Here is a 15,057-nt window from a genome sequence, read left to right as displayed (position 1 = left end):
CATGACAGCAGAGATCATCAGTGTGGGTACCGAGCTGCTGCTCGGCAACATTTTGAACACCAACGCCCAGTATCTGAGCCGCGAGCTGGCGGCACTGGGCATTACGGTCCAGCGCGAGAGCACTATCGGCGACAACCACGACCGTCTGGCAGATTTTGTCAACGAGGCAAAGCAGCGGTGCGATCTGCTGGTGTTCACCGGCGGCCTTGGCCCCACGGCGGACGACCTGACCAAGGAGACGGTTGCTGGATGCTACGGTGATACGCTGGCTTTTGACCCGGAAGAATGGCAGAAGATCGTGGATTTCTTCACTCGTACCGGGCGCAAGACGACCCCAAACAACCGCAAGCAGGCCATGGTGCCGGTGAACGGCCACAAGATCATCAATAACCACGGCACTGCCCCCGGTGCATGGTTTGAACAGGATGGCCACTGTGCTGTGCTCATGCCCGGCGTGCCTCACGAAATGAAGGCCATGTGGGAGGAGAGCGTGCGCCCGCTGCTGCTGGCCCGTCAGAACTGCACCCTGCATTCCATCACGCTGCGGGTGCTGGGCGGCGAAAGCGATATCGAATACCGTGTGCGGCATCTGCTGGAAAACGCAAATCCCACCGCCGCCATCTACTGCAAGACCGGCGAGTGCGAGATCCGCATTACTGCCCGGGCAGAAACCGACAGTTCAGCCGAAAAAATGTGCCGCGCATACGCCACAAAGTTCTATGATCTGCTGGGTGATGCGGTGTATGATGAGGATGTGACCGGTCTGGAAGAGACTCTGGTGCACACCCTGAAGAAAAAGGGACTCACCATTGCCACGGCAGAAAGCTGCACAGGCGGCATGATCGCCCAGCGGCTGACCAATGTGTCCGGTGCAAGTGAGGTGTTCGGCTTCGGCTTTGTTACCTACTGGGAGCAGGCCAAGGCAAAGATGATCGGCGTAGACCCGGCGGCGATCGCAAAGTACAATGTGGTGTCCGCACCGGTGGCAGCACAGATGGCACTGGGCGCAGCCGAAGCTGCCGGGGCCGATATCGCTGTCAGCGTCACCGGTCTGGCCGGCCCCAACGGCGGCGATGCCGTCCGCCCGGTGGGCACGGTGTATCTGGGTGCGGCCTGCGGTGAGACCGTCTATGTAAAAAAGCTCTTCGTCTCCCGCCCCGACCGTGCGCTGGTGCGTGCCCGCGCGGCACAGGCGGCACTGGAACTGGCGCTGCGTCTGGCTCAGGGCAAAGTTCCTGCAGATACACAGGCACTGGCAAAAAGCGCCCGGCATGATACTGCGGCTCTGACGGCACTGGACAGCACCTTCCTCAAGGGTTAATACGAGCGGCCCCGGGCCGCGGGGGTGAAGCAGTTGATACACGAAGAAAAAACGCAGACCACCTGTGTGCTGCGGTTGTTTGGCGCACCGCTGTGGGCAGTACAACAGGCAGTGCAGCAGACAGGACTTGCTGCCCAGTGCCGCAGCCGCGGTGCAGAAACACTGGCTGCGCTGCAGGCAGAAACGCCCGCGGCATTGAGCAAGGCGCGGAAAGCGCTGGCAGACCGCTTTGCGGCAGAGCTGTACGGAGAAGGGGAGATGACCCTTGTTCATGCAGCGGTGCAGGCGCTGGAAACGCACCACAGGCTGCTGGTATGCTGTGATGCGGATGCAGGCACTCTGCTGGAAGCCCGGATGGAAACGGTGGCCGGCGCAGAAAAAGTGTTTGATTTTGGAGCCATGAGCTATGCCGATGCAAAGGTGCGGGAAAAGCTGAGCGCAAAGGTCTGCCGGGTCAAGGGCGGGCCGGTGCCGGCAAAGCTTACCCGTGTGCGGGCAGCGCAGCGCCTTGTGGGTGCAGACTTTGCAGCCGGGTGTCTGGAGCGCGCCGAGGACACGGTGCTGTTTCTGGGCAGCCGGAAAGGCTGCTGGGTGCGCACGGTGGCCAATGCAGATACGCCTGCTTTGTGGCTGCTGGATATGATCCGCCGGGCGGCTTCCGGTCTGCCGCAGGCGGCGGGAACGATCTGGCAGAAGTACGGCAGGGCCATCCCGACAGATGCCCTGACGGCGCAGCGCCTGCCGGACAAGCCGGAGCCGGATGCACCGACAGCAGCGCCGCGCAAACGGCACAGGGTGCGGAATGCCCTGATTTTTCTGCTGATTCTGGCACTGGCCGCGTTTGCCGCTGCGTGGTATTACACCGGCGGCGACCTCGCCGCCCTGCCGCAGCAGCTGCAAAGCCTTGGGGCCGACAGCCTGCCCCATGCGGGGGCAAAGCTGATATAAAAAAGACCCCGGAGGGTGTGAACCTTCCGGGATTTTTTTGTTTATAAAGGCGATTTTTAAGAGATGCAGTGTGCTGCTCCGAACCCATCCGTGAAAAAGAACCTCCGGAAAATCCGCAGATTTTTCGGAGGTTCAAATAAATGATAAATTTTCCGAATGGTTATGCCTTGTGGTCGCTCAGCCACCGCAGAGCCATATAAACATAGGCTGCAGAGCCCACGTACAGCACGCTGTCGTTAAAGCGTACCTTGGGGTGGTGCTGGCCGTAAACATAGCCCTCCTTGGCGTTGCCTGCGGAGAGAAACATGCTTACGGTGGGCACTTCGTGGCTGACAAAGGCAAAGTCCTCGCTGCCGCCGCCGGGCTTGCCGCCGGTGAGGACGGTCATATCCATGGCACCACGGCCCAGCAGTTCGGTCATATAGGTCAGGGCATTCTTGGCAAGAGGCGTATCCACCACCATGCAGGGGCAGTGGTCGCTGAACTCCACATCAGCAGTGCAGCGATAGGCTGCCGCCACGCCCTGCGCGATCTCGGTCATGCGCTGGTGGATCTGCTCGCTCACGGCACCTTCGGGGTCCACCGTGCGGATAGTGCCCCACATATCGGCAGAATCCGGGATGACGTTGGATGCCTTGCCAGCTTCAAACCGGCCCGTGGTGAATACGCCAAACTTGGCGGGATCCAGCTCACGGCTGTTGATCTCCTGTAGGGCAATGTGGATGTGGGCCGCTGCGGTGATGGGGTCGATGCAGGCGTTGGGCATGGAGCCATGGCCGCCCTTGCCGTGTACGGTGATGTGGTACTGCTCACAGCTTGCCATGGTGATGCCGCCGCCCGGCACCAGCACGGTGCCAACGGGCAGGGGCATCCCGGCCAGAACATGGAACATGACCGCGGCATCCACCTTCGGGTTTTCCAGCAGGCCGTTTTTCAGCATGTCCAGCGAACCCTGAAAGATCTCCTCTGCAGGCTGGAATTCCAGCTTGATGGTGCCCTCGATCTCGTCCTCGTGTTCTTTGAGCAGCTTTGCCGCACCCAGCATCATGGCGGTGTGCATATCGTGGCCGCAGCCGTGCATCCGGCCCGGGATCTCGGAAGCAAACTCCTCACCGGATTCTTCCTGAATGGGCAGGGCGTCCATGTCACCGCGCAGCAGGATGGTCTTGCCGGGGCGCTTGCCGCCCGCTAGCGCGAGTACGCCGCACCTGCCGCAGTCCTGCGGGGTGTAGCCCATCTCGGTCAGGGCTTTTTTGACCAGTGCTTTTGTCTCGGGCAGGTCAAAGCCTACCTCCGGGTGGCGGTGCAGGGTGCGCCGCCATGTGCGCAGCTGGGTTTCCAGCTCCTTTGCGGATTCGAGCAGTTTTTCTGGTGTGATCATTCCAAAATCAACTCCCTCTATTTTATCAAAAACCTCCCAGACCCTGCCTTATGGCAGAGCCTGAGAGGTTTTTTACTTAGTTTTCGTTCGTCGATGTGCCTTCCGGGTGGTACTTGGCGCAGGTGCACTTTTTCCACTTCAGGCCGCTGCCGCAGGGGCAGGGGTCGTTGCGGCCAATTTTGATGACACGCACAGGCTGGCCGTGGGGTGCACCCTTGGCACCGGGTGCACCGTTGCCGGGCACAAAGCCTTCGCCGGTGGGCTTTGCCACCTGCTCACGCTTGGGGGCAGCACCGGCCTGACGGATCTCGATGGTCAGCAGCATCTTCACACTGGACTCACGGATGGAATCCACCATCTGGTCGAACATGTCAAAGCCCTCGATGCGGTACTCCACAACGGGGTCCTTCTGGCCGTAGCCGCGCAGCGCAATGCCCTGACGCAGCTGGTCCATGTTGTCGATGTGGTCCATCCACATGCGGTCCACGCACTTGAGCAGGCAGATGCGCTCCAGCTCACGCATGATGGGAGCACCGTAGCGCTGCTCCTTGTCGGCGAGGATCTTCATGCCGCGGTCATAGAGCTGGTCGGCAATGCCCTTGCGGGAGATATCGTCAAAGTCGGTCACGGTGTAGTGGAGGTCTTCCTCGGTGGTCAGCCAGCCCAGATAGTGGCGGCGCAGGGCACCAAAGTCCCAGTCGTCCTTCACATCACCGGCCAGGAACTGGTCGCAGCTGGAATCGATGTTCTCGCGCAGCATCTTGTGCATTTCGGTGCTGATATCCTCGCCATCCAGCACCTTTCGGCGCTGACCATAGATGATCTCGCGCTGCTGGTTCATCACGTCGTCGTACTTCAGCACGTTCTTGCGGATCTCGAAGTTGCGGCCTTCCAGCTTTTTCTGGGCGCTTTCCAGCGTGTTGGTGATCATGCGGTTCTCGATGGGAGTGTCCTCATCGATTTTGAGGGTATCCATCAGGCTGGAGACGCGGTCGCCGCCGAACAGGCGCATCAGGTCATCTTCCAGGCTCAGGTAGAAGCGGGAAGCACCCGGGTCGCCCTGACGGCCGGCACGGCCGCGCAGCTGGTTGTCGATGCGGCGGCTCTCGTGGCGTTCGGTACCGATGATGAACAGGCCGCCTGCAGCGCGCACCTGCTCAGCTTCGGCATCGATCTGGGGCTTGCACTGGGCGTACAAATCATCGAAGCGCTTGCGGGCAGCAAGGATGTTGGCATCCTCGGTATCGCCGTGGCCGTTGGCTTCGGTCAGCAGCATTTCCACTGCAGCCGGGTCGGCATCCTCGGGCTTTTCCGGGTTCAGCAGGTTTTCGCAGAAGTGTTCCTTGCGCATCTGGGCCTTGGCCATGAACTCGGCGTTGCCGCCCAGCATGATATCGGTACCACGGCCTGCCATGTTGGTGGCAATGGTAATGGCACCCTTTTTGCCGGCCTGCGCCACGATCTCGGCTTCACGCTCGTGGTTCTTTGCGTTCAGCACGTTGAAGTCGCGGGTGTATTTCTGCAGCATCTTGGCAAGGGTCTCACTCTTTTCCACGCTGACCGTACCCACCAGCACGGGCTGGCCCTTCTGGTGGCATTCCAGCACCTGCTGGATAACGGCATTGTATTTGCCGTTGACCGTCTTGTAGATGGCATCTGGATAATCGATGCGCTGACGGGGGCGGTTGGTGGGCACCGTAACGATGTTCAGGCCGTAGATCTCGGTGAACTCGGTGGCTTCTGTCTTGGCGGTACCGGTCATACCGGACAGCTTTTTGTACATGCGGAAGTAGTTCTGGAAGGTGATGGTAGCCAGCGTTTTGCTCTCGGCGGCAATCTTCACGCCCTCCTTGGCTTCGATGGCCTGATGCAGGCCTTCGTTGTAGCGGCGGCCGATCATCAGACGGCCGGTGAACTCGTCCACGATGATGACCTGACCATCCTTGACCACGTAATCGATGTCCCGCTGCATCACGCCGTAAGCCTTGATGGCCTGATCGATGTGATGGGCAAGGGTCATGTTCTCGGCGGCGGCAAGGTTTTCGACCTTGAAGTAGGCTTCCGCTTTCTTGATGCCGCTGGCAGTCAGGGTACAGGTCTTGTGCTTTTCGTCCACGACGTAATCACCGTCGGTCTGCTCGTCGGTAGAGACTTTATCCTCCAGCTCTACCACCACGCTCTTGCGCAGGGTGCGCACAAAGCGGTCCACCTGTGTGTACAGGCTGGAAGAATCCTCGCCGCGGCCGGAAATGATCAGGGGCGTGCGGGCTTCATCGATCAGGATGGAGTCCACTTCATCGACGATGGCATAGGCGTGGCCGCGCTGCACCATGTTGGCCTTATAGGTCACCATGTTGTCGCGCAGGTAGTCGAAGCCGAACTCGTTGTTGGTACCGTAGGTGATGTCGGCAGCATAGGCGGCGCGGCGTGCATCGCCGTCCATGCCCTGTGCGATCAGGCCGACAGAAAGGCCCAGCCAGCGGTAGAGCTTGCCCATCCACTCGCTGTCGCGCTTGGCAAGGTAATCGTTGACGGTGACAACATGCACGCCCTCACCGGTGAGGGCATTCAGGTAGGCGGGCAGGGTAGCCACAAGAGTCTTGCCTTCACCGGTCTGCATCTCGGAAATATCACCGCGGTGCAGGGCAATGCCACCGATGACCTGCACAGGGAAGTGCTTCATGCCCAGCACGCGCCATGCGGCCTCGCGGCAGACGGCAAAGGCATCGGGCAGGATATCATCGGTGGTCTTGCCGTCGGCCAGCTGCTGCTTGAACACAGCGGTCTGTGCCTGCAGGTCGGCATCCGGCATGGCGGCATATTTTTCTTCCAGAGCCAGCACCTGCTTGGCAATGGGGTTGATCTTTTTCAGCTCCCGGTCCGAGAAGCTGCCAAAGAGTTTTTCAACAAGGGACATTGGTAACACCTCATAGATCAAATTCGGGAAAATGCTTCCCGGAGATAGACATAAATACACACATATATGATACACCAAAGCGGCAGACGCGTCAAACCTGCAAGGTTATTTTAGCCGGTTTTTGAATGAATTTTCTGTAAATTTGCGCTGGCGGGGGGCATAAAAGGAAAAGATATGTGGTGGAGGCGAACAGCCTCGCCCTCTCCGTCTGCTCCCGCTGGTCGCATCCACCTCCCCCAAAGTGGGAGGCCTTGGCAATCCACGCAAAGTTTCCGGTTTCGCCAGAGGCTCCCCCTTTGGGGGAGCTGGTGAGCCAGCTAAAACAAAAACCACCTCTGATTTTTGCAAATCAGAAGTGGTCAGGTGTACATTATAAGGTTTCCAGCAGCTGCGGCAGCTGTGCCAGATCGTCGATGACATTCGGGCACACAGCCTCGAGCCGCGCGCGGGACTGGTGGCCGCCGGTGTAGAGCACGCATTTTGTGCCAAGGGCCTTTGCAACTTCGGCATCGTGCTGGGTGTCGCCCACCATCACGCAGGCAGCAGGGGCGATGCCGCTTTGTGCAAGCCACTGTTTGCCCACCTGCACTTTGCTTACGCCATAGATGTCTGCAAGGCCGAGCAACTCAGTAAAATAGCCCTGCAGGCCCCGTGCGGCTACCTGCTCGATCAGGTAGTCCCGGCGGGAGGCGGAAAGCACGCTCTGCCGCCAGCCCCGGCGCGAAAGCTCGGCCAGCGTTTCGGCAGCGTGTGCAGAGGGGGGACAGGCATCCACACCTGCGTTATAATGTTCCATAAAGCACTCGGCCAGCTCCGGATAGGGATGTCTGGCAAAGTCGAAGCCGGCGCGGATGTAGTATTCCTCAATGGGAAAACCGAAAATTTCCCGGTAAGCGGCAAGATCGTACCGCTGCGGATAACCGTGGGTCTCCAGCATCCAGTTGAGACAGCTGTGGGTGAAATCAACATCATCCATCAAAGTGCCGTTCCAGTCCCAGAAGATCATTCCGTTTGCCTGCATGGAAACCTCCTTGCGGTCATTAAGCTGCAAAAATTTTGCGCAGGGCCTTGCTGCTCTCGATGATCTTCACCAGCAGCACACCCAGAACGGTGCAGCTGATGAGCTCGCCGATACCTACGGAGATGCCGTTGGTGATGCAGGCCAGCCAGATGGGAGCGCTGGAGGTGGGGTCCGGGAACATGACGGCGATCTCAATGCCGATGATCACGGCATTGAACAGCACCGGCGGCAGGGAAGCCGCCACAGCCAGACCCTTGATGCGGATGTTCCGCAGCTTGTAGGTGACAAGGCAGGCCAGCAGGGTGGCAAGGGTGCCAAAGATGACATCCACGATGGTGGAGCCCAGCAGGTTTGCCAAAAAGCAGCCCAGTACCACACCGGCAATGTACTCGGCACCGAACACCGGCAGCAGGCAGAGCGCCTCAGCCACACGCACCTGTACCGCACCATAGGAGAGCGGCTGCAGAGCCATGCAGAGAACAACATAAATGGCTGCGACCACGCCGCAGCGCACCAGTTTACGGACGGAAGGATTCTGATTCATGATAATACTCCAGCGGGATGATTTTGACCGCACAGGGCCGCCAGCCCCTGTGGGTTTGGCCCGGCATGGTTCGAGACACGCCGGGGAGCCTAAAATCCTAAGTTGCTCTGAAAGGATGCCGCACAAAAAGCACAGCAAAAGGCAGTATAGCATAATTTTTGGCAGATTGCAACGAATTTTCGCAGAATCAGGTACAGATGCAGTTTTTGGTTTGGACCCTTCCGGTGAAAAAGAGGTTCCGAAAAGCCCGCAGGCTTTTCGGAACCTCAAAATAAAAATAAAATTACCGCTGAAATAGCCAGAGCGAAAGCGGAGGCTATTAAAATCGTGTGTTACCCTCTGGGGTGTCCGGTGTATACCAGAGCCACTGTGTCGGGGCCGGTGTTGGCGGAAACGACGCCGCCCAGCTCAAACACCAGCAGCGGCGGCTTGCCAAAGGCCTTGCGGCAGGCCTTTTCCAGATCGGCGGTCTGCGGGATGTTGGTGTGGCCAATCATATAATCAAAGTTCTCCACGCCTTCGCTGCGCTGTTTGCACAGCTCCACCATGGCGGGCACCACCTTGTCATCGCCGCGTACCTTGGCTTCCACCTTGGTCTTGCCGTCGATCAGGGTGATGATGGGACGAATGCCCATCAGCTCGCCCATAACAGCAGCAGCGGCAGAGATGCGTCCGCTCTTTTTCATCTGCTTCAGGCTGTAGGGGCCCAGAACGATCTCCATGCAGTCCATCTGCTTTTCAAACTCCCGGATCACATGGCTGATCTCTGCACCGTTCTTCAGCTTGCGGGCCATTTCGCACAGATACCAGCCGAACACCATGGAATAGGTGTGGGGGTCCAGCAGATGGATCTTCAAGTGGTGCTCCGGGCGCTCTTCCCGCAGCATCCCCTGTGCCATGAGGGCGTTATTGTAGGTGGAAGAGCCGGATTTGTTGATGGGTACATGAATGACATCCGTATAGCCCTCGTCCACGTACTGGCAGTATTTTTCGCAGAACTGGATGGGGGTGATGGCGGCAGTGGAGGGCACGCCCTTAGCGGCACGCATCTTATCGTAAAATTCGGTGTTGGTGCAGCTTTCACGCTCCACGTAGTCCACATTGTCCAGCAGGATGTGGAAGCTCATGATGTCGATGCCGTATTTTTCGGCCATCTCCTGCGGGATATCGCAGGAGGAATCGGTCAGGATCGCAATCTTGCTCATAATGTCCCTCATTTCCATTCGTAGTCTCGTAAGTGTCCGTGGTCCAAAAGCTCCGGAAAGGCCCACTGGCGCAGCACTTCATACACGCCCACGGCCACGCTGTTGGAAAGGTTCAGGCTGCGGCAGGTGTCGCGCATGGGCATTCGGATGCAGTGCTCCTGATTGGCGGCAAGCAAGGCTTCGGGCAGGCCGGCATCCTCGCGTCCGAACACGAGGTATGCACCGTCCGGGTAGCTCACATCGGTGTAGCGCTGCGGTGCCTTGGTGGTAAAATAGTAATAGGGGCCGCTGTTTTTGGCAAAGAACTCGTCCAGACTGTCGTAATAGCTGATGTCGAGGTAGTGCCAGTAATCCAGACCCGCATGCTTGAGCTTTTTATCATCGATGGCAAAGCCCATGGGGCCTACCAGATGCAGCCGACAGGCAGTGCAGGCACAGGTACGGGCCACATTGCCGGTGTTCTGCGGGATGCGCGGTTCCACCAGAACGATGTTCAAGGTTGGCTTTTCGTTCATCGGTGTACCTCCCCTTATTCTGCCGAGCTTGCCGGGCACAGGCGCGGCAGAAGCGGCTCGAACCAGACCCCGTAGCGGGTATCCTGCGCGGCGGGCGTGCTCTGGATGGAAAGCGCCACGAACTCGGCAGCGTTGTCGGCGGCGGCACTCAGGGCGTTGCCCTGCAGCAGCGAGCCGATGAGCACCGCACCGTACAGGTCGCCGGTGCCGGGAAAGCTGCGGCTGATGTGCAGCTTTTTGATGAGGAAGCGGTCTTTTCCGCTGCCTGCACAGCCGATGTATTTGCCCAGCGGCAGGCCGGTGACGACAGCCCCGGGGGCCAGAGCGGTCAGCTCGTCAGCCAGAGCCTGTGCGGCTTCATCGGTGAGCAGCTCGGTCTGCGGCTGGCGCTGCAGCAGGATCTGTGCCTCGGTGTAGTTGGGCAGGATCAGATCGGCAGCACCGCACAGTGCACGGATGCGGTCGATCAAAGCAGGCGTTACGGTGGAGTAAGCCTTGCCGTTGTCGCCCATGACCGGGTCAACGATCTTTTTGGCTGCGGGCCAGAGGGTAAAGGCTTTTTCGGCTAGTGCTACCTGATCCTCACCGCCCAGATAGCCGGTATAGATGCAGTCAAACTCCACGCCAAGCGCATGGTAATGCTCCAGCGCCTGTTCGCCGTAGGCGCAGCCGTCCAGCCGTGCAGGTGTGCCAAGCCCGCCTGTGTGGGTGGAAAGCACCACCGTGGGCAGGGCTACCGGCTGCACGCCCATGACCGACAGCACCGGCAGGATCACTGCAAGGCTGCAGCGGCCCATGCCGGAAAGATCGTGGATGCAAAGGACTTTTTTGGGTTCAACAGGGTGTATCAAATAAGGAACCTCCTTACCAGTATGCGGAATGAGCAGTGCACTTTTTAGCCGGGCACACCCGCCCATTAAAACATCGTAGAACAGTATACCACAAATTTCTGCATAAAAAAAGCGGATACCAGATAGTTTACAGGAAATAATAACGCCGGAGACCGGATCTTTTTCACCGAAAGGAGTTTTACTATGAAACATGAATCCACCAGTTCTTCCGGGATGCTGCTTGGCATGGCCGCGGGGGCGGCACTGGGTGCCGTGGGCGTGATGGCCGCCACCCAGAACCAGCGCCAGCTGCGCCGCACCACCCGCAAGGTGATGAAGGGTGCCGAGAACGCTGTGCTGCAGCTGGACAAAATGGTTGGCGACTTTGTGGAAAAGCACATGGAGTGATAAAAGCAAAGAACGGCGTTCCGGTGGGGAACGCCGTTCTTTGCTTGAAAAAGCTTACTTGTTCCAGATGCACATGCGGGCCGCGGTGTTGATCTCGCCAAGCACGCTCAGATCCATCTGAATGTTGCAGGTAACGGTGAGTGCCTTGTTCACATCGCTGCCGGTCAGCACCGAGGCGGGCATGTTCTTGATGGTGAGCACGCCGGTGCCCTTGGCAACATCGCCGGAGACGGTGCCGGTATAGGTCACATCACCAATGGTCAGGCCGGACAGATAGCCGGTGACACCCATCTTGCTTACCTGCTGGATGGGCAGGGTGAGCGTGTAGGTGCCGTTGGACTGGCGGGTGAGGGTGACATCACGGCTGGCATCGATGCCGGTGTTGGCCATGGATTCCTTATCGGATCTTTCTTTCCAGAATTTAATGCCTACGTTCAGGCTGGAAGCAGCGCTTGCACCAAAGGTGAACATGCACAGCAGCAGCACTGAGAGCAGGGCGGCGCTTACGCGCTTATAAGTGTTCGTCATGAATGATCTGCCTTTCCTGCCACAGAGGCGGCGTTGAACAATTGCGGTAATACCGGTTTGTCAATGCTAAAATAGCATGGCTGTGCAAAATTGTCAATCCGCTTCGTGAAGCTTTCACAGAAATGTTGCACATTGATAAAATATGGTGGGCAAAGATGACGAAGAACCGCCCCTCCGGCAGGAGAAGCGGTTCTTGAAAAATCAGCGCTTAAAGTTCAAAGTCGGGGTCGTCCTTCAGCACATGGATCTCGCTCATAAAGGGGCTCTGCTCCGGGTCGGCGAAGGGAGCTTCCTTGACGTACTTGTTCAGCTGGATGGCCGTGCGTGCGGGGTCGGCAATGGTGCCTGCGCCGCCGATGCAGCCGCCCGGGCAGCCCATGCCTTCCAGCAGGTAGCCGTTGTACTTGCCGGCCTTGGCCAGCATGAGCAGCTTCTTGCATTCGGCAAGGCCCTGTGCGGATGCGATCTTGACATCCATATCCGGGTGCCATTCCTTGATCTTATCGGCAACAGCCTTGGCAACGCCGCCGGACTGTGCAAAGCCGCGGCCTGCTGCGGATGCAGCGTGCAGAGCTTCGGCCTCGTCCACTTCCAGCAGGCTGGTGTCCACATCCTTGGCCTCGATGATACCGGCCAGCTCTTCAAAGGTGAGCACGAAGTCCACATCGGAGCGGACGGTGCGGCGGGAAGCTTCCAGCTTCTTTGCGGCGCAGGGTCCAATGAAGCACATACGGGCCTCGGGGTCCTTCTGCTTCATCATGCGGGCGGTGAACACCATGGGGGTCATGGTCATGGAGATATTCTTGGCAAGATCCGGGAAAGCGGTCTTTGCCATCATGCTCCATGCCGGGCAGCAGGAAGTTGCCATGAAGTTGAGCTTCTCGGGCACTTCCTCCAGGAAGTCGTGTGCTTCGTCCACGGTGCACAGGTCGGCACCAATGGCAACCTCCACCACATCGTAGAAGCCGACGGCCTTCAGGGCGGCCTTGAGCTTGCCGGTGGAAGCCAGACCCGGGAACTGGTTGATGAAGGCGGGAGCCACCAGCGCGTAGATGCGGTCGCCGCGGTTGAAGCCCTGGATCAGCTGATAGATCTGGCCCTTGTCGGCAATGGCACCGAAGGGGCAGTTGACCAGACACTGGCCGCAGGAAACGCACTTGCTGTAATCGATCTCGGCACGGCCCAGCTCATCGGAGTGGATGGCACCCATGCCGCAGGCTGCAGCGCAGGGACGCTCGGTCTTGACGATGGCGTTGTAGGGGCACACGCCGACGCAGCGGCCGCACTTGATGCACTTGTCCTGATCGATGATGGAACGGCCGCTCTCCCATGTGATGGCCTTCTTGGGGCACACTTCCATACAGGGGTGGGCAAGGCAGCCCTGACACAGGTCGGAGACCTTGACCAGCTTTTCCGGGCAGCGGTTGCAGGCAAACTTGATCACGTTCACCAGCGGGGGATCATAATACTTATCGGCGATGGAAGCATCCTCCAGACCGGAGACGACGCTGTTGTGCTCGTCCATGCGGCGGGTGGGCAGGCCCATGGCCAGACGCACGCGCTCCTCAACGATGGCGCGCTCCAGGAAGATGTCCTTGCGCAGCTTGCCTTCCTCGCCGGGGATGATGGTGTAGGGGATCTTGCGCATCAGGTGGTTGGCCTGCTCGCCCTTGACGTTGGCGTAAGCCATGCGTGCCACCTCGGTGAACACCTGACGGCGGATCTGGATGACCGTGGTATTGATTCCTCTGAAACTCATTCCAATTCTCTCCTTGCTTTGCTAAAAACAAACGGGCTGCACCCGGCTGCCGACAGCGTTCTGCCGCGCAGGGCGGGCGCGTTACAGGGCACATTGGTAACGCACTGCTGCAAACAGCGCTGTGCCCGGGATGATCCACTTTCATTTTAGCATAAAGCGTGCCGGATGAAAAGGGATAAAACGCAAAATTTGTTAAAAATTTGTTGTATTCGTCCTCGTGTACAGAATCAACAGTTTTAAGCGCGTAAACTCAGCAAAGTGCTGCACGCACACGCTCGCCGTCGTACTCGCCAAGCGTTACGTGCACGATCTGACCGCTTTCGTGGCCGGGGGCGGACACCACCACCGGAATGTACAGCCGGGTGTAGCCGGTGAACAGCGTGCCGGAAAGCGGGGTCTCCAGCAGCACATCGTCCTCGGTGCCCACATAGGCGGTCAGCACTTCGCGGCGTACCTCCTCGGCAATGCCGTTCATCACGCGGCTGCGCTCCTGCTTTTCCCGCTCGTGCACCTGCTCCGGAAAATCGTAGGCCGGGGTGCCGCTGCGGCGGGAGTAGGGGAACACATGTACCTTGAGAAAGCCGATCTTTTTCAAAAATTCGCAGCTCTCTTCAAAATCGGCCTGCGTCTCGCCGGGAAAGCCGCAGATGCAGTCGGTGGTAAAGCTGACCGGGCGCGCACCGTAGGCGGCGCGCAGCTGGTCCACCACCTGTGCATACTGCTCGGCAGTGTAAACGCGGCGCATCCGGCGCAGGGTGGCAGTGCAGCCGCTCTGCAGGCTCAGGTGGAACTGCGGGCAGAGCTTTTTCACGGCGGCAAGGCGGGTGATGAACTCCGGCGTGAGCATATCCGGGTCCAGACTGCCCAGACGGATGCGCTGGATGCCTTCCACTTGAGCGCAGTGCTCCACCAGCTCCACAAGGTTGGTGCCGGTATCCAGACCATAGCTGGGCAGGGAGATGGCACTGAGCACCACCTCGCGGTAGCCGGAAGCCGCCAGCTGGCGCAGCTCGGCAAGGATGCTGGCTTCGTCGCGGCTGCGCACCGGGCCGCGGGCCCGGGGGATGACACAGTAGGCGCACTGACGGTTGCAGCCGTCCTCTACCTTGATAAAGGCACGGGTGTGGGTCTCGAACCGCTCCACGGGCAGCTCTTCAAATTTTTCGCCGCGCTGGTGGGGCGTGATGGCCACAATGCGCTCATGGCCGTCCAGCAGCTTGAGAACGTTATCTAAAATGGCCTTGCGGTCGCCGTTGCCGCACACAAGGTCGGCCTCGGTGAACTGGGCGGCTTCCTCCGGGAAAGCCTGCGGGTAGCAGCCGGTAAGCACCGTGACCGCGCCGGGGTTCTCGCGCTTTTTGCGGCGCAGCCACTTGCGGCTTTTCTGGTCGCCAAAGTTGGTCACGGTGCAGCTGTTCACCACAAAAACATCCGCAGGCTCGTTCTCCTGCGCAATGGTAAAGCCGTTGGCGCGGAACATCTGTTCCAGCGCGCCGGTCTCATTCAGGTTGACCTTGCAGCCAAGGGTATAAAAACAAACTCGCATGAGGGGGTATCCTTTCGACAAAAAACGGGGTGGTGTTTGCATTGCTCTTTATTATATATCACAGCGGCGGTGCGGCGCAAGACCGGATGCACAGCAGCAGGCACTTTTTTGCTGGAAAGCGGGCAAAACAAAAA

Annotated in this window: 13 protein-coding genes and 1 riboswitch; of the genes, 3 read left to right on the top strand and 10 right to left on the bottom strand. The window is 59.1% G+C overall.

Features of this window, described 5'->3' with window-relative positions; all coding sequences use genetic code 11:
- Position 1: 1 nt before the first annotated feature.
- Both ACGHP1_RS10285 and ACGHP1_RS10280 read left to right on the top strand, forming a co-directional pair.
- A complete protein-coding gene (locus ACGHP1_RS10285; protein ID WP_390509320.1) occupies positions 2 to 1,321 on the top strand; it encodes a competence/damage-inducible protein A in 1,320 nt (439 codons plus the stop codon).
- A gap of 33 nt (positions 1,322 to 1,354) precedes the next feature.
- Positions 1,355 to 2,269 carry a hypothetical protein gene (locus tag ACGHP1_RS10280; protein ID WP_390509318.1) on the top strand — a complete coding sequence of 305 codons (915 nt, stop codon included), beginning with the start codon at positions 1,355 to 1,357 and terminating at the stop codon, positions 2,267 to 2,269.
- Between the two features lie 160 nt (positions 2,270 to 2,429).
- Here ACGHP1_RS10280 and ACGHP1_RS10275 read toward each other — a convergent pair whose 3' ends face one another.
- From ACGHP1_RS10275 to ACGHP1_RS10245, 7 genes are all read right to left on the bottom strand, one after another.
- Complete coding sequence (locus ACGHP1_RS10275) at positions 2,430 to 3,650, bottom strand: M20 family metallopeptidase (RefSeq protein WP_390509315.1); 1,221 nt, start codon at positions 3,648 to 3,650, stop codon at positions 2,430 to 2,432.
- Between the two features lie 76 nt (positions 3,651 to 3,726).
- A complete protein-coding gene (secA, locus tag ACGHP1_RS10270; protein ID WP_390509312.1) occupies positions 3,727 to 6,567 on the bottom strand; it encodes a preprotein translocase subunit SecA in 2,841 nt (946 codons plus the stop codon).
- A 370-nt stretch (positions 6,568 to 6,937) separates the two neighbouring features.
- Complete coding sequence (locus ACGHP1_RS10265; protein WP_298638801.1) at positions 6,938 to 7,588, bottom strand: HAD family hydrolase; 651 nt, start codon at positions 7,586 to 7,588, stop codon at positions 6,938 to 6,940.
- Positions 7,589 to 7,607: 19 nt separating this feature from the next.
- On the bottom strand, positions 7,608 to 8,132 hold the full coding sequence (locus tag ACGHP1_RS10260; RefSeq protein WP_005944292.1) for a QueT transporter family protein: 525 nt from the start codon (positions 8,130 to 8,132) through the stop codon (positions 7,608 to 7,610).
- Positions 8,133 to 8,139: 7 nt separating this feature from the next.
- Positions 8,140 to 8,240, bottom strand: a riboswitch (PreQ1-III riboswitch).
- A gap of 224 nt (positions 8,241 to 8,464) precedes the next feature.
- Complete coding sequence (locus ACGHP1_RS10255) at positions 8,465 to 9,355, bottom strand: DegV family protein (RefSeq protein WP_097781639.1); 891 nt, start codon at positions 9,353 to 9,355, stop codon at positions 8,465 to 8,467.
- Positions 9,346 to 9,852, bottom strand: a complete 507-nt coding sequence (locus tag ACGHP1_RS10250; protein WP_223389345.1) for a tRNA (cytidine(34)-2'-O)-methyltransferase — start codon at positions 9,850 to 9,852, stop codon at positions 9,346 to 9,348. Before ACGHP1_RS10250 ends, ACGHP1_RS10255 begins: the two co-directional genes overlap by 10 nt.
- 14 nt (positions 9,853 to 9,866) lie before the next feature.
- Entirely contained in the window at positions 9,867 to 10,703 is an 837-nt protein-coding gene (locus tag ACGHP1_RS10245) for a bifunctional hydroxymethylpyrimidine kinase/phosphomethylpyrimidine kinase (RefSeq protein ID WP_223389347.1), read from the bottom strand.
- Positions 10,704 to 10,886: 183 nt separating this feature from the next.
- Here ACGHP1_RS10245 and ACGHP1_RS10240 point away from each other — a divergent pair, with 183 nt between their 5' ends.
- Positions 10,887 to 11,090, top strand: a complete 204-nt coding sequence (locus tag ACGHP1_RS10240; protein WP_044954007.1) for a hypothetical protein — start codon at positions 10,887 to 10,889, stop codon at positions 11,088 to 11,090.
- A gap of 54 nt (positions 11,091 to 11,144) precedes the next feature.
- Here ACGHP1_RS10240 and ACGHP1_RS10235 read toward each other — a convergent pair whose 3' ends face one another.
- The 3 genes from ACGHP1_RS10235 to mtaB form a co-directional block, all read right to left on the bottom strand.
- Positions 11,145 to 11,618 (bottom strand): pilin, encoded by a 474-nt coding sequence (locus ACGHP1_RS10235; protein ID WP_097775281.1) that lies wholly within the window; start codon positions 11,616 to 11,618, stop codon positions 11,145 to 11,147.
- Between the two features lie 208 nt (positions 11,619 to 11,826).
- Complete coding sequence (locus ACGHP1_RS10230) at positions 11,827 to 13,377, bottom strand: 4Fe-4S dicluster domain-containing protein (protein WP_223389356.1); 1,551 nt, start codon at positions 13,375 to 13,377, stop codon at positions 11,827 to 11,829.
- A 250-nt stretch (positions 13,378 to 13,627) separates the two neighbouring features.
- Positions 13,628 to 14,923: a tRNA (N(6)-L-threonylcarbamoyladenosine(37)-C(2))-methylthiotransferase MtaB gene (mtaB, locus tag ACGHP1_RS10225; RefSeq protein ID WP_390509308.1), complete on the bottom strand. Its 1,296-nt coding sequence runs from the start codon at positions 14,921 to 14,923 to the stop codon at positions 13,628 to 13,630.
- Positions 14,924 to 15,057: the final 134 nt, after the last annotated feature.

The sequence above is a fragment of the Faecalibacterium sp. i21-0019-B1 genome, assembly GCF_042852915.1.
Lineage (GTDB): Bacteria > Bacillota > Clostridia > Oscillospirales > Ruminococcaceae > Faecalibacterium > Faecalibacterium taiwanense.
This window is presented reverse-complemented; position numbering and strand designations above follow the sequence as displayed.

Bases quoted from the DNA above. Each gene is read 5' to 3' on its own strand.
- ACGHP1_RS10260 (WP_005944292.1), bottom strand. From the start codon at position 8,132: ATGAATCAGAATCCTTCCGTCCGTAAACTGGTGCGCTGCGGCGTGGTC.
- ACGHP1_RS10275 (WP_390509315.1), bottom strand. From the start codon at position 3,650: ATGATCACACCAGAAAAACTGCTCGAATCCGCAAAGGAGCTGGAAACC.
- ACGHP1_RS10240 (WP_044954007.1), top strand. From the start codon at position 10,887: ATGAAACATGAATCCACCAGTTCTTCCGGGATGCTGCTTGGCATGGCC.
- ACGHP1_RS10235 (WP_097775281.1), bottom strand. From the start codon at position 11,618: ATGACGAACACTTATAAGCGCGTAAGCGCCGCCCTGCTCTCAGTGCTG.
- ACGHP1_RS10250 (WP_223389345.1), bottom strand. From the start codon at position 9,852: ATGAACGAAAAGCCAACCTTGAACATCGTTCTGGTGGAACCGCGCATC.
- ACGHP1_RS10265 (WP_298638801.1), bottom strand. From the start codon at position 7,588: ATGCAGGCAAACGGAATGATCTTCTGGGACTGGAACGGCACTTTGATG.
- ACGHP1_RS10255 (WP_097781639.1), bottom strand. From the start codon at position 9,355: ATGGAAATGAGGGACATTATGAGCAAGATTGCGATCCTGACCGATTCC.
- ACGHP1_RS10230 (WP_223389356.1), bottom strand. From the start codon at position 13,377: ATGAGTTTCAGAGGAATCAATACCACGGTCATCCAGATCCGCCGTCAG.
- mtaB (WP_390509308.1), bottom strand. From the start codon at position 14,923: ATGCGAGTTTGTTTTTATACCCTTGGCTGCAAGGTCAACCTGAATGAG.
- secA (WP_390509312.1), bottom strand. From the start codon at position 6,567: ATGTCCCTTGTTGAAAAACTCTTTGGCAGCTTCTCGGACCGGGAGCTG.
- ACGHP1_RS10285 (WP_390509320.1), top strand. From the start codon at position 2: ATGACAGCAGAGATCATCAGTGTGGGTACCGAGCTGCTGCTCGGCAAC.